Below are 22,137 nucleotides of genomic sequence, written 5' to 3' on the forward strand. Positions count from 1 at the left end.
GTGAAAGCCCTCGACGAACTGACTTTCGACAACCGCTTTGCCCGTCTGGGCGACGCGTTCTCCGCGCACGTGCTGCCCGAGCCGATCGACAATCCGCGCTTGGTGGTCGCCAGCCCGGCCGCCCTGGCTCTGTTGGATCTTGATCTGGCCAGCGCCGAAACCGAAGAATTCGCGCAACTGTTTGGCGGCCACAAGCTGTGGGCCGACGCCGAGCCACGGGCGATGGTGTATTCCGGGCATCAGTTCGGCGGTTATACCCCGCAACTGGGCGACGGGCGCGGTCTGCTGCTGGGCGAGGTGTACAACACCGCCGGCGAGCATTGGGACTTGCACCTCAAGGGCGCCGGGCAGACGCCGTTTTCGCGCATGGGCGATGGCCGCGCGGTGCTGCGCTCGTCGATTCGCGAATTCCTCGCTTCCGAAGCGCTGTACGCGCTGAACATCCCGTCTTCGCGGGCCGCCTGCGTGATTGGCTCCGACACGCCCGTCTGGCGGGAAAAGCAGGAACGCGCGGCGATGGTGCTGCGTCTGGCACCGAGCCATATCCGCTTCGGCCATTTCGAATACTTCTACTACACCAAGCGCCCCGAGCAGCAGAAACAGCTTGGCGAGCATGTACTGGCGATGCACTTCCCCGAATGCCTCGAACAACCGGAACCGTATCTGGCAATGTTTCGCGAGATCGTCGAACGCAACGCCGAACTGATCGCCAAGTGGCAGGCTTATGGCTTCTGCCACGGCGTGATGAATACCGACAACATGTCGATCCTCGGCATCACCTTCGACTTCGGCCCGTTCGCCTTCCTCGACGATTTCGACGCAAATTTCATCTGCAATCACTCCGATGATCAGGGCCGCTACTCGTTCAGCAATCAGGTGCCGGTGGGCCAGTGGAACCTCAGCGCGCTCGCCCAGGCACTGACGCCGTTCATCAGCGTCGAGGCCCTGCGCGAAACCCTCGGCTTGTACCTGCCGCTGTTCCAGGCGCACTACCTCGACCTGATGCGCCGCCGCTTCGGCTTCACCACCGCCGAGGACGACGATCAGCAACTGCTGGAAAACCTGCTGCAACTGATGCAGAACAGCGGCGTCGACTACACGCTGTTCTTCCGCCGCCTCGGTGAAGAGTCAGCCGAACAGGCCATCGCCCGCCTGCGCGACGATTTTGTCGATATCAAAGGTTTCGATGCCTGGGGCGAACGCTACGTCGCCCGGGTCGGCCGCGACGGCAATGCCGATCAGGCACAACGCCGCGCACGGATGCATGCGGTCAATCCGCTGTACATCCTGCGCAATTACCTTGCGCAAAAAGCGATTGATGCGGCTGAGCAAGGGGATTATGCCGAGGTACGCCGACTGCATGCGGTGCTGAGCAGACCGTTCGATGAGCAGCCGGGAATGGAAAGTTACGCCGAGCGGCCACCGGAGTGGGGAAAGCATTTGGAGATCAGTTGTTCGTCGTAGGCGCTTCAGCTTAGCGGGTCGATTGCACTGATTACACGGTCGACGATGTCAGACATTGTCACGTCATCCAGTCGCTCGATGAATTTGGCCGTGCCGTCTCGTACCCGTTGTTCTATGTCAAAACTGCGAACCTGATTACACACCGCTACACCATTGGTTTCGTGGCCAGTAATGGCGACCGCCAAACCCATATTCCGGCTGAAATTCCCACCGCTAGTAACAGGCACCGTCATGCTCACGCCCAATGCGTTGATCTCTCTGGGCGTGATCACCACAAAGCGATGTCTGTTCATCATCTCCCGCCCCGCCACTGGGTTTAAATCAATCCAGTAAACGTCACCCCGCTGAGGGGGCTGTCGGCGCACCATCAACCCAGCTCCCGGCCGACAGAATCACCTTCAAGGGTCTCGCTAGTCTGGGCGTTAAGTTTCTGCAATTCTTCTGCGCCTTCGAGTAGCTCTGACAAACTATAACGCTTACGCGTAGCGGCTACGGCTGGACGAGCAATCAGTTCGCCATCGACCACATTCAGCTCTAGCTGTGCGCCAACCTCCAGATGCAACAACTTTAAAAGCGTGGGCGGAATCGTAATGACGGCAGCGCCGCCTTGGCGGCGTATCTTGAAAGTTACGGACATTATGTCGCTCCGATTTGATGCATAGGAATCATCGATTCCTGGATTAGTGCAACAAAAGTAGCACGCAGATAAAGACAAAGCGATCTCCTCACGACAAGCGTAAAACGCCGAATTGGTCTTCAGACTAGCCATCGATCCCGGAACGGTTTTGAGAAAAATGTGAGCAGTTGCGACATTGATAAGTTGGCAGATCGACTCCAAATCAGTTCTATAGACTGCCTATCAGAGAACCAATCATGACCACCCCACTCCTCATCCCCTGCCCCTCCTGCAACGGCGTCAACCGCATTCCAGCCGAGCGTCTCGCCGATCAACCCAAGTGCGGACGCTGCAAATCTGCGGTACTGCTGAGCAAGCCTTTCGAACTCAAACAAGGCGATTACGCCAGTCAGATAAAGGGCGATCTGCCGTTACTGGTGGATGTCTGGGCGGACTGGTGCGGGCCGTGCAAGTCGTTCGCGCCGGTGTTTGAGCAGGCTGCGGCGCAGTTGGCGGGCAAGTGTCGGCTGGCCAAGCTCGACAGCGAAGCGAATCAGCAGTTGTCGGCGCAGTTGGGGATTCGCTCGATTCCGAGTCTGATTCTGTTTAAAAACGGCAGGGAAGTGGCGCGGCAGAGCGGTGCGTTGCCATTGCCGCAGTTGATGGCATGGCTGCGTAGCCAAGGCATCTGACCCAACACAGACCACCCTGTGGGAGCGAGCCTGCTCGCGAAGGCGGTCGATCATTCAGCGCCGATGTTGAATGTGCCGGCCTCTTCGCGAGCAGGCTCGCTCCCACAGGATTAGCGTGTGAGTCGGGGAATCAGTGGTCTTCCAGCAGATTGTGCAGTTCCACAAACTGCTGCGTCAGCTTGTGCCGTGGATCGAGGTGGATCAGCGGCATGCTGGCCTGGTGCGACTCGCGCATACGCACCGAACTGCTCAGGTACACCGGCAATACCGGCAAGCCTTCGGCAATCAGCTCATCGAGAATCTGCTGTGGCAGGCTGGCCCGCGCCTGAAACTGATTGACCACGATGCCTTCGACTTCCAACCCTTCGTTGTGGTCATCCTTCAACTCTTCGATCTCGGCGATCAGGCCGTACAGGGCCTGACGTGAAAAGCTGTCGCAGTCAAAGGGGATCAACACTCGATCCGCGGCAATCAGCGCCGATACCGCGTAGAAATTCAGTGCTGGCGGGGTATCGAGATAGATCCGGTCGTAGTCTTCCGATAGCTCATCGAGCAACTTACGCAGCTTGTTGATCTTGTGCTTGGCCTCGAGCTTGGGCTGCAGGTCGGCCAGTTCGGCGGTGGCGGTGATGATGTGCAGGTTGTCGAAAGGGGTTTCGTAGATGTCCGCCTGATTCTTTTTCGAGAACGGCCCTGAAGACAGGGTCTGTTTGAAGAAATCGGCGATGCCCATCGGAATGTCATCGCCGGTGAGCCCGGTCAGATACTGAGTGGAATTGGCCTGGGCATCGAGGTCGACCAACAACGTGCGATAACCCTCGCTGGCGCTGACCGCCGCCAGATTGCAGGCGATGCTGGATTTGCCCACGCCACCTTTCTGATTGAACACCACGCGCCGCATGACCAAACCTCCGTGTATCAAAGAATGACCGAGTGTAGTTGGCGGTGACCGCGCTTCGCTACCTTCACGGACATGGACTACGCCGTCAGGTGTAAAAATCGACGCCCAGGCATGGAAAAAACCGCCAGCCATCCCAGAGACACCTGACAGACACGCCGCGTCAAATCTGGATAATGGCCAAGTGATAGCCATGCAGCGAACCGCTCGGTACATTTTGTTGGGCAAAATGTAACCAACATTTGCTACACACCCGTCGCACCGGGATAATGCGCGCCACCCGGCGCCCTGCGCCAAGCCAAGCCTGCTGCGGCGCTGGCGACTCAACGCGTCAACGAAAGCCCGCAGGGGCGGGATGAATGTCCGTGATCAACTTCAACATCGCCCAATGGCGCGCGTGGGCCCCGGGGCTCGACAGCGTGGACGCCTGGCAGGCCTGGAGCCGACAACCGGTCGTGCTGCAGAGCAGTGATGCCGCGCCCGATGTGTCGTTTCTGCCGGCCATGCAACGCCGTCGCCTCAGCCGCCTGGCGCGGATGGCCTTCAGCGTTGGCTGGCCGCTGGCCGAAGGCCGGGACCATCTGCCACTGGTGTTCGTCTCGCGGCACGGCGAAACCCCACGCACGTTTGAAATCCTCCGCGATCTGGCCACCGAACAGCCGTTGTCGCCGACCCAATTCAGCCTTTCAGTGCATAACGCGATCATCGGTTTGTGGTCGATCATGCGCGGTGAAACCAGCGAAATGACCGCCCTCGCCGCTGCTGGCGACGGCCTTGAACACGGCATGCTCGAAGCAGCGGCACTGCTTGATGAAGGCGCCCCGGCCGTGCTGCTGGTGATCACCGAAGAGCAACCGCCCGAGGCGTACTCGCAGTGGGTCGATGACGTGCCGTTCCCTTACGCGCTGGGTTTATTGCTCACGCCCGGTACCGACTGGCGGCTGACCCTGAACAGCAGCACCGAAACCCGGTCCAAGGCGCACTGGCCGCACGCGCTCAACCTGCTGCGAACCCTGCTCGGCCAGCAACCTGACTGCCAACATGCGTGGAAAAATCGTGTATGGACCTGGCATCGCAACCCGTGACCGCCAAACACCGCGACGCCTACTACTGGCGCCTGCTGGCCACTGCTGCGAGCTTCGCCCTGTTCGGGCTCGGCGGGCTGTGTCTGCGCCTGCTGGTATTTCCGCTGCTCGGCTGCCTGCCCGGTGACGCGCTGGTCCATCGCCTGCGCGCGCGGCGTACGGTCAGTCGCTTGTTCTGGTTTTTCGTGCGTTTCATGGCCCGCACCGGCGTGCTCACTTACAACATCGAGGGTGCCGAGCGCCTCGGCCGACCTGGGCAGATGATCATCGCCAACCACCCGTCGCTGATCGATGTGGTGTTTCTCATCGGTCTGGTGCGCCACGCCAATTGCGTAGTGAAGAAAACCCTCTGGGAAAACCCGTTCACCCGTGGCCCGCTGCGCCGTACCGAGTACATCAGCAACGACGGCAGCATGGATATGCTCGACGCCGCCGCGCAGTCGTTGCAGGACGGCCAGACCCTGATCATCTTCCCCGAAGGCACCCGCACCCAGCCGGGTCAGGCGCCGGCCTTTCATCGGGGGGCGGCGGCAATTGCCCTGCGCGGTGCGAAAATCGTTACCCCGGTGATCATCAAGGTCAGCCCGACCACCCTGACCAAAGCCGAGCCGTGGTATCGCATCCCCCATCGCCGCGTGCACTTCAGTTTTCGCGTGGGGGCCGATATAGACCCACAGACCTTCGCCGCGCAAGGCCCCGCACCGCAGGCCTCGCGCAAGCTCAACGATTATTTGCATGACTATTTCATTAAGGAGCTCGCCGCAGATGAGCGATCAGAACACCGCTAGCCTGGTGCGTGACATCAAACTGCTGATCATCGACGCCTTGGGCCTCGAAGACATCAGCCCCGAGGACATCGGCGACGAGCAGACATTGTTCGGCGAAGGCCTCGGCTTGGATTCGGTGGACGCGCTGGAACTGGGCCTGGCGATCCAGAAAAAATACGGCATCAAGATCGACGCCGATGCCAAAGACACTCGCAACCATTTCACCAACGTGGCCAGCCTTGCGGCATTCGTCACGGCAAAACAGGCAGCTTGAGACCGGACCATGCAAACTCGTGACGATATCTTCAACACCCTGCGCGATGCCCTGGTCGAGCTGTTCGAACTGGATCCGGCTCGTGTAAGCATGGACGCCAATCTGTATCAGGATCTGGAAATCGACAGCATCGATGCGGTCGACCTGATCGATCACATCAAACGCCAGACCGGCAAGAAAATCGCCGCCGAAGAATTCAAATCGGTGCGCACCGTCGGTGACGTGGTCGAGGCGGTGTTCCGTCTGGTTCAACCGGCCGCATGAGCCGACTGATCGGCCTGGGCCTGCTGCTGGCCGGTCTGCTGTACCCCTTTGCGGTGTATTTCGGCATGGAGCATTTCGCCCCGTGGCAATTTGCACTGCTGCTGGGCAGCCTGTGGCTGGCGCGCGCTCTGACCGGCGAACGCAAGCCCGGCAGCCTGTGGATGGCGTGCGTGGCGATGGTGTTCTGCCTGCTGCTGGCGGTGTTCGACAGCCCGCAGCTGCTGCGCTGGTACCCGGTGCTGATCAGCGCATTCATGCTGGTGCTGTTCGGCGCCAGCATGAAATACGGCCCGCCAATGGTCGAGCGTCTGGCGCGCTTGCGCGAGCCGGAGCTGCCGCAGGTTGCCATTCGCTATACGCGCAAGGTCACGCTGGCCTGGAGCGTGTTTTTCTTCTGCAACGGTTTGTGCGCTGCGCTCCTCACCCTGTGGGCGCCGCTGGATTGGTGGATGTTGTACACCGGCCTGATCTCCTATGGATTGATCGGCCTGATGTTTGCCATTGAATGGCTGATACGACAACGGGTAAGAGGCCGTACATGAATTGGATAAAACTTGAGCAGCTGTTGCTCAAGGCACTGCCGGCACGGGCGATCTGCCAGGCGCCGGCCCTCGATCACACGCAACTGCGAGCGCAGGCCTTGAGCGTCGCCGCGGGTCTGCAAAGCCGAGGCGTGAAAAGGCTGGCCGTGCATCTGGAAGATGCCGCCGACCTTGCCATCGCCCTGCTCGCTGCCTGGCGTGCCGGCGTCAGCGTGTTGCTGCCGGCGGATCTGCAAGCGCAGACGCGTCAGCGCTGGTCGCAGGAAGTCGATCTATGGCTGACCGATCAACCCGGCGACGCCCAGTTGCACGACTTCACTCAGCCCGGCCTGCCCGGTGCAGAACTGAATCTCGATCAATGCCGCCTGAGCCTGTGCACTTCCGGCTCCAGCGGCGAGCCCAAGCGCATCGACAAGACCTTGCGCCAGTTGGCCAACGAGGTCGAAGCGCTGGAGCAGTTGTGGGGCGCAGACCTCGGTGAAGCCTGCATCATCGGCAGCGTCGCCACGCAACACATCTATGGCCTGCTGTTTCGCGTGTTGTGGCCATTGTGCGCCGGGCGCCCGTTCGTGCGCCGGCAACTGGCCTTTTCCGAAGACTTGCAGCGCGCCAGCCGCGAATACCCGGCCTTCGCCTGGGTCGCCAGCCCGGCGCTGCTCAAGCGCATGGGCGACAACCTCGACTGGCCGGCCCTGAGCGCGGTGCGCCGGGTGTTTTCCTCCGGGGGCGCGTTGCCGTCGGAAGCGGCGCAAAGCCTGCGCCAGCGCTTGCAGCAATGGCCGACAGAAATCCTCGGCAGCTCGGAAACCGGCGGCATCGCCTGGCGTCAGGGCGAGTCTTTGTGGCAGCCGTTTGCCGGCGTCGAGCTGAGCCAGGACAGCGACGGCGCCCTGCTGATCGCCTCGCCTTACCTGCCTGCCGGCCATGTCGAACACAGCGCCGACGCCGCGCGCATCGCCGCCGATGGTCGCTTCGAACTGCTGGGGCGACTGGACCGCATCGTCAAACTGGAAGAAAAACGCATCTCGTTGCCGATGCTTGAGCAGGCCTTGGCAGCCCATGACTGGGTCGCCGAGGCGCGCCTCGGTGTCGTGCAGGAAAACCGCGCTTCGCTTGGTGCGCTGCTGGTGCTCAGCGAATCGGGTCTGTTTGCCCTGCGCGAGCACGGCCGCCGTGGTCTGACCGAAACCCTGCGCAAACATCTGAGCCAACATTGCGAAGCCCTCGCCCTGCCCCGACGCTGGCGCCTGCTGCGGCAAATGCCGTTGAACAGCCAGGGCAAACTGGCGCAAGCCGACGTCGAAGCGCTGCTGCTGGCCGCACGGCCGAAAATCCCCGAAGTGCTGGAGCAAAGTGCAAGCGACGGCGAGTGGAGCCTGCAACTCAGCGTGCCGCCGGATCTGGCCTACTTCAGCGGACACTTTCCCAAGGCGCCGGTTTTGCCCGGCGTAGTGCAGGTGGAATGGGCGCTGAATCTGGGTCGGCAGTTGCTGAATCTGGACGGCGCGTTTGCCGGAATGGAAGTGCTGAAATTCCAGCAACTGGTGCGCCCGGGTGATGAAATCCAGCTGCATCTGCGTTTCGATGCCGAGCGCGGCAAGTTGTATTTTGCTTATCGCAACGACACGGCGACGTGTTCCAGCGGACGCATTCTTCTGGGGCCTGCCCATGCATAACCCCTGCGCCGTAATCCCGGTGTACAACCACGAAACCGCGATCACCACCGTGGTCGATGCCCTGCTTGCACAAGGTCTGCCGTGCATTCTGGTGGACGATGCCAGCGAGCCGTCCTGCGCGCGGGTGCTCGACACCCTGGCCGAGCGCGACGGGGTTTTCCTGGTGCGTCTCACAGCCAATCAGGGCAAGGGCGGCGCGGTGATGACCGGTCTGCGTGAAGCCTCGCGTCTGGGCTACAGCCATGCCTTGCAGGTCGATGCCGACGGTCAGCACGATTTGCACGACGTCGCGCGCTTCGTCGGCGAATCCCGCGCCCATCCCGAGGCGATGATCTGCGGCTATCCGCTGTTCGACGAGAGCGTGCCGAAAGGGCGTTTGTACGCGCGCTACCTGACCCACGTGATGGTGTGGATCAACACCCTGTCGTTGCAGATTCGCGATTCGATGTGCGGCTTCCGTGTCTATCCGCTGGCGCCGACTCTGGCGGTGATTGACTCGGCGAAAGTCGGCAAACGCATGGATTTCGACTCGGACATCCTCGTGCGTCTGGCCTGGCGCAATCAGCCGATGCGCTGGCTGCAGACCAGCGTGCATTACCCGTTGGACGGTGTATCGCACTTTCGCCTGTTCCACGACAACGCGCTGATTTCCAGCATGCACACGCGGCTGTTCTTCGGCATGTTGCTGCGTTGGCCGGTGATCCTCTGGCGGCGGTGGAAACCATGAGCGAAGAAGTCGACAAGAAGCACTGGGCCGACCGCGAAGAGCGCGGCAGTTTCCTGCTGATGAAATTCACCGCGTTCGCCGCCAAAGTCCTCGGCCGCCGCCTGCTCAGTCCGTTGCTTTATGGCATCGTGCTGTATTTCTTTTTGTTCGGCCGCGTCGCCCGGCGCAGTGCCTGGCAGTACCAGCAGCGGCTGGCCGCGTGGAGCCGGCGCGACGACCTGCGCCCGAGCCACTGGCGGGTGTTTGGCCAGTTCATGACCTTTGCCGATTCGCTGCTCGACAAGCTCGATGTGTGGAACGGCAAGCTGCGCATCGAGCAGATCGAAATCATCGACCCGGCGCTGCTGCGCAAGCAGTTGCGCGGCAGTCGCGGGCAACTGCTGGTCGGCGCGCATCTGGGCAATCTCGAAGTGTGCCGGGCGCTGGCGGAGATCGGCGAAAAGGTCACCATGAATGTGTTGGTGCACACCAAGCATGCCGAGCAATTCAACCGCTTGCTTGGCGAGGCCGGGGCGACCAATCTGCGCCTGATTCAGGTCAGCGAACTCGACCCGGTGATCATGCTGCAACTGCACGAACGGCTGGAACGCGGCGAGTGGTTGGCGATTGCCGGTGACCGCGTGCCGCTGCACGGCGGGCGCAGCGTGACAGTGGACTTTCTCGGCCATCCGGCGCCATTTCCGCAAGGCCCGTGGTTGCTGGCCGGCCTGCTCAAGTGCCCGGTCAACCTGCTGATGTGCCTCAAGCAACCCGACGGCCACTATCGCCTGACCCTCGAACCGTTCGCCGACGCGGTGGTGTGGACACGCCGCGAGCGCGAGCAGGTCATTCATCAGTGGGCCACTCGCTACGCGCAGCGCCTGAGTCACTATTGCCTCGAAGCCCCGCAGCAATGGTTCAACTTTTACCCTTTCTGGAAGACCGATGACGACGCCAACCCATGAGCCGGTAACCTTCGGCGAACGCCCTTTGCGCATCGAAGACGTGCTGGCCCTGGCCAACCGTCAGGCGCCCGTGCAGTTGCAGGCTGACGCCGACTATCGCGAGCGCATCGCCAAGGGCGCGCGGTTTCTCGATTCGCTGCTGGACAAAGAAGGTGTGATCTACGGCGTCACCACCGGTTACGGCGATTCCTGCGTGGTCGCGGTGCCGCTGCATCACGTCGAGGCGCTGCCGCGTCATCTCTACACTTTTCACGGCTGCGGCCTGGGCAAACTGCTCGACGCGCAGGCCACCCGCGCGGTGCTGGCGGCGCGTTTGCAGTCGTTGTGTCACGGCGTTTCCGGGGTGCGCGTCGAACTGCTCGAGCGTCTGCATGCGTTTCTCGAATACGACATCCTGCCACTGATTCCCGAAGAGGGTTCGGTGGGTGCCAGCGGCGATCTGACGCCGTTGTCCTATGTCGCCGCAACCCTGTCCGGCGAGCGCGAAGTGCTGTTCCGTGGCGAACGTCGTCAGGCTGCCGACGTGCATCGCGAGCTCGGCTGGACGCCGCTGGTGCTGCGTCCGAAAGAGGCGCTGGCGCTGATGAACGGCACGGCGGTGATGACCGGCCTCGCCTGCCTCGCCTTCGCTCGCGCCGATTACCTGTTGCAACTGGCCACGCGCATTACCGCGCTCAACGTCGTCGCGCTGCAAGGCAATCCGGAGCACTTCGACGAACGTCTGTTCGCCGCCAAACCGCACCCGGGGCAGATGCAGGTAGCAGCGTGGTTGCGCAAGGATCTGGCAATCGACGCGCCGACCGCGCCACTGCATCGTCTGCAGGATCGCTACTCGCTGCGTTGCGCGCCGCATGTGCTCGGCGTGTTGGCCGACAGCCTGAACTGGCTGCGCGGCTTCATCGAAACCGAGCTGAACAGCGCCAACGACAACCCGATCATCGACGCCGAAGCCGAGCGTGTTCTGCATGGCGGGCACTTCTACGGCGGGCACATTGCGTTCGCCATGGACAGCCTGAAAAACCTCGTGGCCAACGTCGCCGATCTGCTTGATCGGCAACTGGCACTGCTGGTCGACGAACGCTACAACCACGGCTTGCCGAGCAACCTCTCCGGCGCCCCGGCCGAGCGGGCGATGATCAACCATGGCTTCAAAGCGGTGCAGATCGGCACCAGCGCCTGGACCGCCGAAGCGCTGAAAAACACCATGCCGGCCAGCGTGTTCTCGCGCTCCACCGAGTGCCACAACCAGGACAAGGTGAGCATGGGCACCATCGCCGCCCGTGATGCGATTCGCGTGCTGGAGCTGACCGAACAGGTCGCCGCCGCCACGCTGCTCGCCGCCAATCAGGGCGTGTGGCTGCGCGCTCAAGCCGCCGATGCGCGCCCGCTGCCGCCGGCACTGGCAGCGATGCACGAAGAGCTGGGCAAGGACTTCCCGCCGGTCATCGAAGACCGCGCGCTGGAAGGCGAACTGCGCCTGTGCCTGCAACGCATCGCCGCGCAACACTGGAGGCTGCATGCGTAGTGCCGGAGTGCTTCATGCCGATACCGAGATTCTCGTGCCGTTTTTCGACGTCGACACCATGCATGTGGTCTGGCACGGCCATTACGTCAAATATCTCGAAGTGGCACGCTGTGCGCTGCTGGACAAGATCGGCCATAACTACACGCACATGGTCGAGTCGGGTTACGCCTGGCCGATCATCGACCTGCAACTTCGCTACGTGCGCGGCGCGGTGTTCGGCCAGCGGCTGAACGTGCGCGCCAGTCTGGTCGAGTGGGAAAACCGTCTGAAGATCAATTACCTGATCACCGACCTGCAGACCGGCGAACGCCTGACCCGCGCAAGCTCCGTGCAGGTCGCCGTCGAAGTCAGCAGCCGCGAGATGCAACTGGCTTCACCCAAAGTCTTCACCGATGCCGTGGAAAGGATGCTGCGATGAATGTGTTTTATAGAAGCCTCGGCGCACTGACGCTGCTGGCCGTGTCGTCATGGGCCAATGCCTTCGACCTGCAACAACTGAGTGAGCAACTGGCGAAACCGGATGTTATCCACGGCCAGTTCATTCAGGAAAAACACCTGCGCGCCCTGCCGCAGCCGCTGATCAGCAAGGGCAGCTTCGTCCTCGCGAAAAATCATGGCTTGCTGTGGCTGTTGAAAACTCCGCTGCAACAGGATTACCGCATCACCGCCAATGGCATCGCCCGCCGTGACACCAACGGCTGGCAACTGCTGCCGAACAAGAGCGCCGGCGCCGAACAGAACCGTTTGTTCCTCGCCGTGCTGCAAGGGGACAGCAGCGGTTTGCAGCGGGACTTCGAACTGGCCCTGAGCGGCACGGCGCAGCAGTGGCAACTGACCCTGACGCCGCGTTCGATGCTGCTCAAGCAAGTGTTCCAGCAGATCAATATCGATGGCGGCGCCCTTGTGCAAAGCATCGAACTGCTGGAAACCCAGGGCGACAGCACCCTGCTGCGCATGCAGGACAGCACGGCCGAGCAACCCTTGAGCGAAGCGGAGCAACATGACTTTGCCGAGTGAACGCAAGCTGCCCTGGCTGTTTCTGAGCCTGCTGCTGGCCGTCGTCGCGCTGGCTGCCTGGCAGTGGCGCGACGGTGCGCCGCTGTCGGCCAATCTCATGGAGCTGGTACCCGGGACCAGTCCAGACGCGCTGGAGGTGCGCGCCGAACAGCGCATGCAAGAACCGCTCAATCGCGAAATGCTGGTGCTGGTTGGCCACGCCGATCGCCAGCAAGCGCTGACCATGGCCCAGCAACTGGGCGAACAATGGCAGGCCAGCGGTCTGTTCGAAACCGTGCAGTGGAACCTGCAAGCCGACTTGCCGGCGCTGCGCAAGCAATTGCTGCAAGGACGTTTGGCGATGCTCTCGGCGGATGATCGGCAGCTACTCAGCGAGCACCCCGACGCGTTCATCCAGCAGCGGGTGCAGGCGCTGTTCGATCCGTTCAACGGCTTCACCCTGGTGCCGAGCCAGGACGACTGGCTGGGCCTGACCGGGCGCATCCAGAACAGCCAGCCGAAACATGGCGCAGTGCAACTGGACATTGGCAGCGGCGCACTGGTCGCCGAGGCCGACGGCAAGAGCTGGGTGATGCTGCGTGCGCGCACCACCGGCAATGCTTTCGACATGAACCTGCCGTTGCAGGTGGCAGAGCTGCTCCAGCACAGCCGCGAGCAAGCGGCGCAAAGCGGCGTGCAGTTGCTCGCCGCCAGTGGCCTGCTCTATGCCGCCAACGGCCAGCAACAGGCTACTCGCGAGATGACTTGGGTCGGCGGTGGCGCGACGGTGGGCATTCTGCTGTTGCTGTTGTTGGCGTTTCGCCGCTGGGGCGTGCTGCTGGCGTTTGTGCCGGTGCTGGTCGGCATGCTGTTCGGCGCGGTGGCCTGCGTGGCGCTGTTCGGTCACATGCATGTGATGACGCTGGTACTCGGCTCAAGTCTGATCGGCGTTGCCGTCGATTACCCACTGCACTATCTATCCAAGAGCTGGAGCCTCAAGCCCTGGCACAGCTGGCCGGCCCTGCGCCTGACGTTGCCGGGGCTGACCCTGAGCCTGATCACCAGCGTCATCGGCTATCTGGCGCTGGCGTGGACGCCGTTCCCGGCATTGACGCAGATCGCCGTGTTCTCCGCTGCCGGCTTGCTCGGTGCGTATCTGTCGGCGGTCTGCCTGCTGCCGGCGCTGCTGAAAAATGTCCAACTGCGCCCGGCGCAATGGCCGCTGCGCCTGGCCGAACGCCTGATTCATCTGCGTGAGGCGCTGCTCGGTTGCATTCGCACGCCCGCGCTGCTGGCCCTGCTGATCGCCTTCTGCGTCGGCGGCCTGATGCAGTTGCAGAGCAAAAACGACATCCGCCAATGGGTCGGCGCGCCGCAGCATCTGACCGACGAAGCGCAGACCATCGCGCGCATCACCGGGTATCAACCGACCAGCCAGTTCTTCCTGATCCGCGCGGCCAATCAGGAGCAATTGCTTGAGCGCCAGGCAGCGCTGAGCGAGCGCCTGCAGCAACTGGTCAACCTCGACAAACTGCAAGGCTATCTGGCCCTGGATCAACTGGTCAGCGCGCCGAGCCAGCAACAGCAAGTGCGCGAATCACTGAACAAGCTGCCGTCATTCTGGCAACCGCTGCTCGATCTCGGCGTGCCAGTGACGGCGTTGCAAAACGAATTGCAGCAATTGCAGACCCTGCCCGCCGAAGACATCGACGCCGCGCTGGCCGGCCCGCTCGGTGAGCCGTATCGGACACTGTGGCTTGGCCCGACTGAAGACGGCGTTGCAGCAATCACCAGCCTGCAGGGCTTGAACAATCCGTCGTTGCTGCGCGTGCAGGCACTCGATTTGCCGGGGGTGGTGCTGGTCGATCGCCTCGGTGACCTGAACAAGGTGTTTGCCGCCACGCAGATCAGCGCCGCCGAACTGAAGCTGGTCTCCTGCGTGTTGATCGTGCTGGTGCTGATGCTGCCGTTCGGCCTGACCGGCGCACTGCGCATCGTCGCCCTGCCACTGCTGGCGGCGCTGTGCAGTCTGGCCAGCCTTGGCTGGCTCGGTCAGCCACTGACCCTGTTCAGCTTGTTCGGCCTGTTGCTGGTGACGGCGATCAGCGTCGATTACGCAATCCTCATGCGCGAACAGGTCGGCGGCGCAGCGGTAAGTCTGCTCGGCACCTTGCTCGCCGCCGTCACCACGTGGCTATCGTTCGGCCTGCTGGCGGTCTCCAGTACGCCGGCGGTGAGCAATTTCGGCCTGTCGGTAAGCCTCGGCCTGGCGTTCAGCTTCATGCTCGCACCGTGGGCCGGGCGCCATGAACCGGTTGCGGAGCCAGCGGCATGATGGTCTTAGGCTTCTGGTTGCTGGCCATGGCGCTGTTTGCCCTGGCGACCCGGGTCGGCCGCCATTTCGGTCTGATACCGATCGTCAGCCAGTTACTGCTGGCGAGCTTCGGCTTGCCGCTACTGATGTACTTCTGGATCGAACCGGGCTGGCAGCTCAGCGGCGCACAACTGATCGCCCCGGACTGGCTGAAAAACCTCTACAGCCTGAGCTTCGCCCTGCTGCTCGGGCATATCCTCAGCGATGTCATCGATCTGCGTCTGGATCGCCAGAGCGTAAAAATCGCTGTGCCGAGTTTCGCTGTGCCGTTCGCTTGCGGGCTGGCGGTCGCGTATTGGTTGCTGCCGGCGCAGCCGTGGCTCAACGCAATGGCCATCGGACTGGTCTTCGCCATAACGGCGATCCCGGTGTTGTACCTGTATCTGCGTCACATCGATTACCCGCCCGCTGCCACCCGGCGTCTGGTGCAAACCGCGATCCTTATCGATCTGACTTGCTGGACGCTGTTCGGCCTCGCCCAGGGCAGCCTGCACTTGAGCAGCCTGTTGCTGCCCGTGGCCATGGCCGGCGTGCCACTGCTTTTGCACCTGCTGCGCGTGCGTCGCCCGCTGACCCACAGCCTCGGCTTCTTCGCCCTGCTGGTCATGGCCGAGCATTACAAACTCAACGCGCTGATTTTCGGCATCGGCTATCTGCTGTGCATGGCGCTGCTGAAAGTGCCGTTGGTGCTGCCGTTGCCGGCACGCTGGATGAGCCGCTTGCAGACGTGGATCGCGATCCCGCTGATCCTCACGTTCGGTATCGTCCAGATCGACGTGCACAGCGCCCTCGCCAGCCTGGGCGCCGGGCAATGGGCGGCGCTGCTGCTGTTGCCGATTGCCAGTAAACTGCTGGGCAACTGGCTCGGCCTCGGTTGGGCGGGCGCCTCGTTCGCTGGCGCCAGCCGCTGGCGCGAAAGCGTGCTGCTGAACATTCGCGGCCTGAGCGAAATCGTCTTTCTCAATCTGCTATTGCAACAAGAGCTCATCACCCCGGCGCTGTATTTCGCGCTGATGCTGATGGGCCTGATCGCGACGCTGCTGCCGGCCCTGATCGGCCTGCATCGCGCGCCCCTGAATCTGAACAGTCCCTTGCCCCGGAGCTCACGTGCCAATCGTTGAAATGGAATCCCGTCAGGTCGTGATCATCGGTGCCGGCCCGTCCGGTGCTATCGCCGCCGCCCTGCTCAAGCGCAAGGGCCACGATGTGCTGGTGCTCGAGCGCCAGCACTTCCCGCGCTTCTCCATAGGCGAAAGCCTGCTCAGCCATTGCCTGGATTTCGTCGAAGAAGCCGGCATGCTCGACGCCGTCAACGCCGCCGGTTTCCAGCGCAAGACCGGCGCGGCGTTTGCTTGGGGCGAGCGCTACAGTGCTTTCGATTTTGGCGACACTTTCACCGCCGGCAAGCCGACCACGTTCCAGGTGCAGCGCGCCGATTTCGACAAGTTGCTGGCCGATCAAGCAGCATTGCAAGGTGCGGAAATCCGTTATGGCGATGCGATCGTCAGCGTCGATTTCGATCAGACGAAACCACTCCTTGACGTGCGCCGCGAAGATGGCAGCGAGTACCGTGTCGAAGCCGATTTCGTCCTGGACGCCAGCGGCTACGGCCGCGTGCTGTCGCGCTTGCTCGACCTCGAAGCACCTTCGAATTTCCCGGTGCGTCAGGCGGTGTTCACCCATGTCGAAGATCACATCGACAGCCCGGCGTTCGACCGCGAAAAAATCCTCGTCACCACCCATCCCGAGCATCGCGATGTATGGTTCTGGACCATCCCGTTCAGCAATGGCCGCTGCTCGGTGGGCGTGGTCGCGGCTGAGGAACATTTCCGGGGACGCGACAGCGATCTCGATGCTTGCCTGCGCAGCTTCATCGCCGAGACGCCAAGCCTCGCCGGGGTTCTGAACAACGCGGTCTGGGACACCCCGGCGCGCACCCTCGGCGGCTACGCAGCCAATGTGAAAACCCTGCATGGCCCGGGCTTCGCGCTGTTGGGCAACGCCGCAGAATTCCTCGATCCGGTGTTCTCCTCCGGCGTGACCATCGCCATGCGTTCGGCGAGCATGGCCGCTGGCGTGCTGCACCGTCAGTTGCAGGGTGAAACGGTGGACTGGCAAAGCGAATTCGCCGAGCCGTTGAAACGCGGCGTCGACACTTTCCGCTGCTACGTCGAAGGCTGGTACGCCGGCACCTTCCAGGACGTGATTTTCTACGAGGACAGCCAGGCGGAGATTCGCCGGATGATCTGCTCGATCCTCGCCGGTTACGCCTGGGACGAGCGCAACCCGTTCGTCAGCGAAGCGCGGCGCCGGCTGAAGATGATTTCCCAACTCTGCGCGCAGGACACCCCATGAATTACCTGAGCGACAGTTACGTCGAGGAAACCCGCTTCGGTCTCTGGTTCCTGCGCAGCCACACCTGGCAGCACCATGTGCTGCGCGTGGCGATCAACGATCTGCGTGGATTATTCAGTGAAGCGCTGCCGGAACACCCGGTGCTGCTGGACGCCGGTTGCGGTCAGGGCAAGTCCTTCGGCCACCTGCGTCAGACCTTCGCCCCGCAGCGCCTGATCGGCGTCGACGCCGACCCGCACAGCCTGCAACTCAGCGCCGAAGAGGCCACGCGCCTGGGCATGCCAGTCGAGTTGATCGGCAGCGATTGCGCCACGCTCAACGTCGCGGACGCCAGCGTCGACCTGCTGTTCTGTCACCAGACGTTCCACCATCTGGTCGAGCAGGAAAAGGCCTTGGCCGAGTTCTACCGCGTGCTGAAACCGGGCGGCTATCTGCTGTTCGCCGAGTCCACTGAGGCTTACATTGATACCTGGGTGATTCGCTGGCTGTTCCGCCATCCGATGCACGTACAGAAGAGCGCCGCCGGCTATCTGCAGATGATCCGCGAGCAGGGTTTCGAGTTTGCCGAGCGCAATGTGTCCTACCCGTATCTGTGGTGGAGTCGGTCGAAGGATTTTGGTTTGCTGGAGCGGTTGGGCTTGAGCAAACCCAAGCCATTCGGCGAGCGTGAAGAGACGCTGGTGAATGTCGTCGCGCGCAAACCATTGCAGGAATCTGTCTGATGTACGGCTATCGATCTGAACACCTGAAACCCTGTGGGAGCGAGCCTGCTCGCGAAAGCGGTGTATCAGTCAGCCAAGTTGGCGAATGTCAGATTGCATTCGCGAGCAGGCTCGCTCCCACAGGGTTTGCTGCATGGCTGGCGATCGTTTTGTCAGCCTTGCTGTTGAGTGCCTGCGCCGGCCAGCCACCGCTGCCAGCGGCCGAACCAACACTGCCCCTGCCGCTGCAACTGCACATCGAACGCGAGCAGGCCGGGCAGCGTCAGGACTGGCTGCTGGTGATCCAGCGCGAAGGCGCCGGCACGCGCTGGTCGATGATGGATCCGCTGGGCATTCCCCAGGCCCGCCAGCAACTGATCGACGGGCACTGGCAGGCCGACGGTCTGTTGCCGCCGAACCCGGAAGCTCGGGAGCTGTTCGCCGCATTGCTGTTCGCTTTGACGCCTTCCGCCGAACTGCTGGGCAATTATCCCGAGGCCCGACAACAGGCCGATCAGCGTTCACTGCCGGCGCGCTGGAACATCCGCTATTCACAACCGTTGAGCTTCCAATTGAATCTGCCCCAAGGCCCGCACTATCGCGTTTCCCAGTTAGGTGAATCGACGCCATGACCGCTTACCTGAATGCCCTCGGCGTGATCTGCGCCCTGGGCCGCGACAAGTCTGAAGTCGCGCGCAATCTGTTTGCCGGCGACTGTTCGGGCATGCGCCGCGAGTCCGGCTGGGTCGCCGAACGTGAGCTGCCTGTCGCCGGCGTGCACGGTGAATTGGCGCCGATCCCGGCCGAACTGATCGAACACAGCAGTCGCAACAACCAACTGCTGCTGGAAGCCGCGCGGCAGATTCGAGACGACATCGATCGTGCGATCCAGACCTTCGGCCGCGAGCGCATAGGCGTGGTGCTAGGCACCAGCACCTCGGGCATCGACGAGGCCAGCCGGGGTCTGGCGCATTACATCCGCGAACAGCAATTTCCTCCCGAGTACGACTATCGCCAGCAGGAACTCGGCGCCCCGGCGAATTTCCTCGCCGAATGGCTGCAACTGAACGGCCCGGCCTACGTGATTTCCACCGCCTGCACTTCCAGCGCCCGCGCTTTAATGAGCGCCCAGCGCCTGCTCGATCTGGGCCTGTGCGACGCGGTGCTGTGCGGCGGCGTCGACAGTCTGTGCAAGCTCACGCTGAACGGTTTCTCTTCGCTGGAAGCCGTTTCAGATGAACGCTGCAATCCGTTTTCCGCCAACCGCAACGGCATCAATATCGGCGAGGCAGCGGTACTGTTCGTGATGAGCAAACAGCGCGGCGAAGGCCCGGGAATCGCCCTGCTGGGGACGGGCGCCAGCTCGGATGCGCACCATATTTCCGCGCCGGAGCCGAGCGGTCGCGGCGCCCTGCAAGCGATGCACAAAGCCCTTGGCCGCGCGCATCTGCAAGCCGGGCAAATCAACTACCTGAACCTGCACGGCACCGCGACCCAGCACAACGACGCCATGGAAAGCCTGGCGGTCGCGGCGCTGTTTCCCGAAGGCGTCGCCTGCTCGTCGACCAAGCCGCTGACCGGTCACACCCTCGGCGCGGCCGGCGCGCTGGAAGCGGCGTTCTGCTGGCTCAGCCTGAGTGCCGAAAACCCTGAACAGGCGTTGCCGCCACACATCTGGGACGGCCAGGCCGATCCCGCGCTGCCGCCACTCAAGTGGGTGACCGCGAGCGAACGCCTGACGTCCATTGCACCGCGCTACCTGATGAGCAACTCGTTTGCCTTCGGCGGCAACAACGTCAGCCTGATTATCGGAGACGCACCATGAGCCACTGGCCGCTCGCCGAACTGCTGCCGCATGCCGGCGACATGATCCTGATCGACGCCATCGAGCGCTTTGACGATGAGCAGATTTTTACCCGCCTGACGGTCAAGCCCGATGGCCTGTTCAACCTGCCCGACGGCAGCCTGCCGGCGTGGGTCGGCGTCGAGCTGATGGCGCAGAGCGTCGCCGCTTTCGCCGGTTGCCACGCCCGGCAAAAAGGCAATCCGCCGGAGCTCGGCTTTCTCCTCGGCACGCGCAAATTCGAGTGCAACGTCGAAGCCTTTGCGCCCGGCAGCGAGCTGACCATCCACGGCCTGCGCTCACTGGAAGACGACAACGGCATGGGCGTATTCGAATGTCACATCCACGGTGACGGCATTCATGCCAGCGCCCGCCTGAACGTGTTCCGTCCGCCGCAAGCCAACCAATATCTGCAACAGACAAAGGAGTCGCACGATGACTGAATCCGTACTGGTCACCGGCTCCAGCCGTGGCATCGGCCGCGCCATTGCCTTGCGTCTGGCGCAAGCCGGGCACGACATCGTCCTGCATTGCCGCAGCGGCATGACCGAAGCCCAAGCGGTGCAGGCCGAAATCGAAGCACTGGGCCGCCGCGCGCGCATCCTGCAATTCGACGTCGCCGACCGTGAAACCTGTAAAAGCATTCTCGAAGCCGATGTCGAAACTCACGGTGCCTATTACGGCGTGGTGCTCAACGCCGGGCTGACCCGCGACGGCGCGTTTCCGGCGCTGAGCGATGACGATTGGGACGTGGTCCTGCGCACCAACCTCGACGGTTTCTACAACGTTCTGCACCCGGTGATGATGCCGATGATCCGTCGTCGCGCCGCCGGGCGCATCGTCTGCATCACCTCGGTATCGGGCCTGATCGGCAACCGTGGCCAGGTCAATTACAGCGCCTCGAAGGCCGGCGTAATCGGTGCCGCAAAGGCGTTGGCGATCGAGCTGGGCAAGCGCAAAATTACGGTTAACTGCGTCGCCCCTGGCCTGATCGACACGGCCATGCTCGACGAAAACGTGCTGGTGGAGGAACTGATGAAAATGATCCCCGCGCAACGCATGGGCACCCCTGAGGAAGTGGCCGCTGCGGTGAATTTCCTGATGTCGGCGGAAGCCTCGTACATCACCCGCCAGGTGCTGGCGGTCAACGGAGGCCTGTGCTGATGAAGCGCGTCGTCGTCACCGGCATGGCCGGCATCACCTCGCTGGGCAGCGACTGGCCGACCATTGCCGGCAATTTCGCGGCCAATCGCAGCGGCATTCGCCGCATGGACGAGTGGGATCGCTTCACTGAGCTGAACACGCGTCTGGCCGGGCCTATCGATGATTTTCTCGTACCGTCGCACTGGACCCGCAAGCAGTTGCGCAGCATGGGCCGGGTTTCGCGACTGGCGGTCGGCGCAGCAGAAAAGGCTCTGGCCGATGCTGGCCTGCTCGGTGACGAATCGATCAAGGACGGGCGCATGGGCGTCGCTTGTGGTTCGTCTACCGGCAGCACCGACGAAATCAAAGCGTTCGGCAACATGTTGCTCAACTCGGTGGCCGAGGGCCTGAACGCCAACTCCTATGTGCGGATGATGCCGCACACCACCGCCGCCAATATCAGCATTTTCTTCGGCCTCACCGGCCGCTTGATTCCGACGTCCAGCGCCTGCACCAGCGGCAGCCAGGGCATCGGCTACGCCTACGAAGCAATCAAGTTTGGCCGCCTGCCGTTGATGCTCGCCGGCGGCGCCGAAGAACTCTGCCCGACCGAAGCCATGGTGTTCGACGCGCTCTACGCCACCAGCCTGAAAAACGATGCACCACAGACCAGCCCACGCCCGTACGACAAGGGCCGCGACGGTCTGGTGATCGGCGAAGGTGGCGGCATGCTCGTGCTTGAGGAGCTGGAACACGCCCTCGCCCGTGGCGCGCACATTCACGCGGAAATCGTCGGTTTCGGCAGCAACGCCGACGGCCAGCACACCACCCGCCCGGAACAGCTCACGATGCGCCGCGCCATGGAGCTGGCCCTGGAAGATGCCGGCCTCACCCCGGACGCCATCGGCTATGTGAACGGCCACGGCACCGCCACCGAACAGGGCGACATCGCCGAAACGCTGGCCACCAGCAGCCTGTTTGGCGAACATATGCCGATCAGCTCGCAGAAGAGTTTCCTCGGCCACACCCTCGGTGCCTGCGGTGCGCTGGAGTCATGGTTCAGCATCGAGATGCTCAACAGCGACCGCTATGTACACACCTTCAACCTCGACGAGGTCGACCCGCACTGCGGCAAGCTCGATTACCTGCGCGGCGAATTCCGTCAGATGCATCACGACTACGTGATGAACAACAATTTCGCTTTCGGCGGCGTCAACACCTCGTTGATCTTCCGCCGCTGGGCATAACCGA

The 22,137-nt window shown here is 62.6% G+C and carries 25 protein-coding genes; 22 read left to right on the forward strand and 3 right to left on the reverse strand.

Annotated elements, in window-relative coordinates; translation table 11 throughout:
- Window positions 1-1,464: a protein adenylyltransferase SelO gene (selO, locus tag ACYSTU_RS08985; protein ID WP_313871405.1), complete on the forward strand. Its 1,464-nt coding sequence runs from the start codon at window positions 1-3 to the stop codon at window positions 1,462-1,464.
- Between the two features lie 5 nt (window positions 1,465-1,469).
- On the opposite strand, the gene mazF is transcribed toward selO, so the two are convergent.
- The gene (mazF, locus tag ACYSTU_RS08990) at window positions 1,470-1,832 is read right to left on the reverse strand and encodes a type II toxin-antitoxin system toxin MazF (protein WP_016772020.1); all 363 of its coding nucleotides are present in this window, start codon (window positions 1,830-1,832) and stop codon (window positions 1,470-1,472) included.
- On the reverse strand, window positions 1,832-2,101 hold the full coding sequence (gene mazE / locus ACYSTU_RS08995) for a type II toxin-antitoxin system antitoxin MazE (RefSeq protein ID WP_498997549.1): 270 nt from the start codon (window positions 2,099-2,101) through the stop codon (window positions 1,832-1,834). The genes mazF and mazE overlap by 1 nt, the downstream gene beginning before the upstream one ends.
- Before the next feature lie 236 nt (window positions 2,102-2,337).
- On the opposite strand from mazE, the gene trxC reads away from it, so the two are divergent.
- The gene (gene trxC, locus ACYSTU_RS09000; protein ID WP_095181008.1) at window positions 2,338-2,772 is read left to right on the forward strand and encodes a thioredoxin TrxC; all 435 of its coding nucleotides are present in this window, start codon (window positions 2,338-2,340) and stop codon (window positions 2,770-2,772) included.
- Between the two features lie 130 nt (window positions 2,773-2,902).
- On the opposite strand, the gene ACYSTU_RS09005 is transcribed toward trxC, so the two are convergent.
- On the reverse strand, window positions 2,903-3,673 hold the full coding sequence (locus ACYSTU_RS09005) for a ParA family protein (RefSeq protein ID WP_016772022.1): 771 nt from the start codon (window positions 3,671-3,673) through the stop codon (window positions 2,903-2,905).
- A gap of 356 nt (window positions 3,674-4,029) precedes the next feature.
- On the opposite strand from ACYSTU_RS09005, the gene ACYSTU_RS09010 reads away from it, so the two are divergent.
- Genes ACYSTU_RS09010 through ACYSTU_RS09105 form a run of 20 tightly spaced genes read left to right on the forward strand, consistent with a single transcriptional unit; the run spans window position 4,030 to window position 22,133 of the window.
- The gene (locus ACYSTU_RS09010; RefSeq protein WP_016772023.1) at window positions 4,030-4,755 is read left to right on the forward strand and encodes a beta-ketoacyl synthase chain length factor; all 726 of its coding nucleotides are present in this window, start codon (window positions 4,030-4,032) and stop codon (window positions 4,753-4,755) included.
- Entirely contained in the window at window positions 4,731-5,543 is an 813-nt protein-coding gene (locus tag ACYSTU_RS09015; RefSeq protein ID WP_110602643.1) for a lysophospholipid acyltransferase family protein, read from the forward strand. Before ACYSTU_RS09010 ends, ACYSTU_RS09015 begins: the two co-directional genes overlap by 25 nt.
- Window positions 5,521-5,796 carry a phosphopantetheine-binding protein gene (locus tag ACYSTU_RS09020; protein WP_016772025.1) on the forward strand — a complete coding sequence of 92 codons (276 nt, stop codon included), beginning with the start codon at window positions 5,521-5,523 and terminating at the stop codon, window positions 5,794-5,796. Before ACYSTU_RS09015 ends, ACYSTU_RS09020 begins: the two co-directional genes overlap by 23 nt.
- A gap of 9 nt (window positions 5,797-5,805) precedes the next feature.
- Window positions 5,806-6,060, forward strand: coding sequence for an acyl carrier protein (locus ACYSTU_RS09025; protein ID WP_016772026.1), 255 nt, complete (start codon window positions 5,806-5,808; stop codon window positions 6,058-6,060).
- Window positions 6,057-6,602, forward strand: coding sequence for a COG4648 family protein (locus ACYSTU_RS09030; protein WP_123444000.1), 546 nt, complete (start codon window positions 6,057-6,059; stop codon window positions 6,600-6,602). Before ACYSTU_RS09025 ends, ACYSTU_RS09030 begins: the two co-directional genes overlap by 4 nt.
- On the forward strand, window positions 6,599-8,278 hold the full coding sequence (locus ACYSTU_RS09035) for an acyl-CoA synthetase family protein (RefSeq protein ID WP_123444001.1): 1,680 nt from the start codon (window positions 6,599-6,601) through the stop codon (window positions 8,276-8,278). The genes ACYSTU_RS09030 and ACYSTU_RS09035 overlap by 4 nt, the downstream gene beginning before the upstream one ends.
- Window positions 8,271-9,005 carry a glycosyltransferase family 2 protein gene (locus tag ACYSTU_RS09040; RefSeq protein ID WP_123444002.1) on the forward strand — a complete coding sequence of 245 codons (735 nt, stop codon included), beginning with the start codon at window positions 8,271-8,273 and terminating at the stop codon, window positions 9,003-9,005. Before ACYSTU_RS09035 ends, ACYSTU_RS09040 begins: the two co-directional genes overlap by 8 nt.
- Window positions 9,002-9,949: a lysophospholipid acyltransferase family protein gene (locus tag ACYSTU_RS09045; RefSeq protein ID WP_123444003.1), complete on the forward strand. Its 948-nt coding sequence runs from the start codon at window positions 9,002-9,004 to the stop codon at window positions 9,947-9,949. The genes ACYSTU_RS09040 and ACYSTU_RS09045 overlap by 4 nt, the downstream gene beginning before the upstream one ends.
- The gene (locus tag ACYSTU_RS09050; RefSeq protein WP_498997559.1) at window positions 9,930-11,474 is read left to right on the forward strand and encodes an HAL/PAL/TAL family ammonia-lyase; all 1,545 of its coding nucleotides are present in this window, start codon (window positions 9,930-9,932) and stop codon (window positions 11,472-11,474) included. The genes ACYSTU_RS09045 and ACYSTU_RS09050 overlap by 20 nt, the downstream gene beginning before the upstream one ends.
- On the forward strand, window positions 11,467-11,892 hold the full coding sequence (locus tag ACYSTU_RS09055; RefSeq protein WP_039756713.1) for an acyl-CoA thioesterase: 426 nt from the start codon (window positions 11,467-11,469) through the stop codon (window positions 11,890-11,892). Before ACYSTU_RS09050 ends, ACYSTU_RS09055 begins: the two co-directional genes overlap by 8 nt.
- Window positions 11,889-12,491 (forward strand): outer membrane lipoprotein carrier protein LolA, encoded by a 603-nt coding sequence (locus ACYSTU_RS09060; protein ID WP_498997563.1) that lies wholly within the window; start codon window positions 11,889-11,891, stop codon window positions 12,489-12,491. Before ACYSTU_RS09055 ends, ACYSTU_RS09060 begins: the two co-directional genes overlap by 4 nt.
- Complete coding sequence (locus ACYSTU_RS09065; RefSeq protein ID WP_498997566.1) at window positions 12,475-14,805, forward strand: MMPL family transporter; 2,331 nt, start codon at window positions 12,475-12,477, stop codon at window positions 14,803-14,805. Before ACYSTU_RS09060 ends, ACYSTU_RS09065 begins: the two co-directional genes overlap by 17 nt.
- Complete coding sequence (locus ACYSTU_RS09070; RefSeq protein ID WP_498997569.1) at window positions 14,802-15,965, forward strand: cation:proton antiporter; 1,164 nt, start codon at window positions 14,802-14,804, stop codon at window positions 15,963-15,965. The genes ACYSTU_RS09065 and ACYSTU_RS09070 overlap by 4 nt, the downstream gene beginning before the upstream one ends.
- Complete coding sequence (locus tag ACYSTU_RS09075) at window positions 15,952-17,199, forward strand: NAD(P)/FAD-dependent oxidoreductase (RefSeq protein ID WP_498997573.1); 1,248 nt, start codon at window positions 15,952-15,954, stop codon at window positions 17,197-17,199. The genes ACYSTU_RS09070 and ACYSTU_RS09075 overlap by 14 nt, the downstream gene beginning before the upstream one ends.
- Entirely contained in the window at window positions 17,196-17,921 is a 726-nt protein-coding gene (locus ACYSTU_RS09080; RefSeq protein WP_130911767.1) for a class I SAM-dependent methyltransferase, read from the forward strand. The genes ACYSTU_RS09075 and ACYSTU_RS09080 overlap by 4 nt, the downstream gene beginning before the upstream one ends.
- Window positions 17,921-18,532: a hypothetical protein gene (locus tag ACYSTU_RS09085; protein ID WP_498997577.1), complete on the forward strand. Its 612-nt coding sequence runs from the start codon at window positions 17,921-17,923 to the stop codon at window positions 18,530-18,532. Before ACYSTU_RS09080 ends, ACYSTU_RS09085 begins: the two co-directional genes overlap by 1 nt.
- The gene (locus tag ACYSTU_RS09090; protein ID WP_498997580.1) at window positions 18,529-19,725 is read left to right on the forward strand and encodes a beta-ketoacyl-[acyl-carrier-protein] synthase family protein; all 1,197 of its coding nucleotides are present in this window, start codon (window positions 18,529-18,531) and stop codon (window positions 19,723-19,725) included. The genes ACYSTU_RS09085 and ACYSTU_RS09090 overlap by 4 nt, the downstream gene beginning before the upstream one ends.
- On the forward strand, window positions 19,722-20,186 hold the full coding sequence (locus tag ACYSTU_RS09095; protein WP_073471610.1) for a hotdog family protein: 465 nt from the start codon (window positions 19,722-19,724) through the stop codon (window positions 20,184-20,186). Before ACYSTU_RS09090 ends, ACYSTU_RS09095 begins: the two co-directional genes overlap by 4 nt.
- Window positions 20,179-20,907, forward strand: a complete 729-nt coding sequence (fabG, locus tag ACYSTU_RS09100; RefSeq protein WP_498997583.1) for a 3-oxoacyl-ACP reductase FabG — start codon at window positions 20,179-20,181, stop codon at window positions 20,905-20,907. The genes ACYSTU_RS09095 and fabG overlap by 8 nt, the downstream gene beginning before the upstream one ends.
- Complete coding sequence (locus tag ACYSTU_RS09105; protein ID WP_073471608.1) at window positions 20,907-22,133, forward strand: beta-ketoacyl-ACP synthase; 1,227 nt, start codon at window positions 20,907-20,909, stop codon at window positions 22,131-22,133. Before fabG ends, ACYSTU_RS09105 begins: the two co-directional genes overlap by 1 nt.
- Window positions 22,134-22,137: the final 4 nt, after the last annotated feature.

It is taken from the genome of Pseudomonas glycinis, from assembly GCF_054871425.1.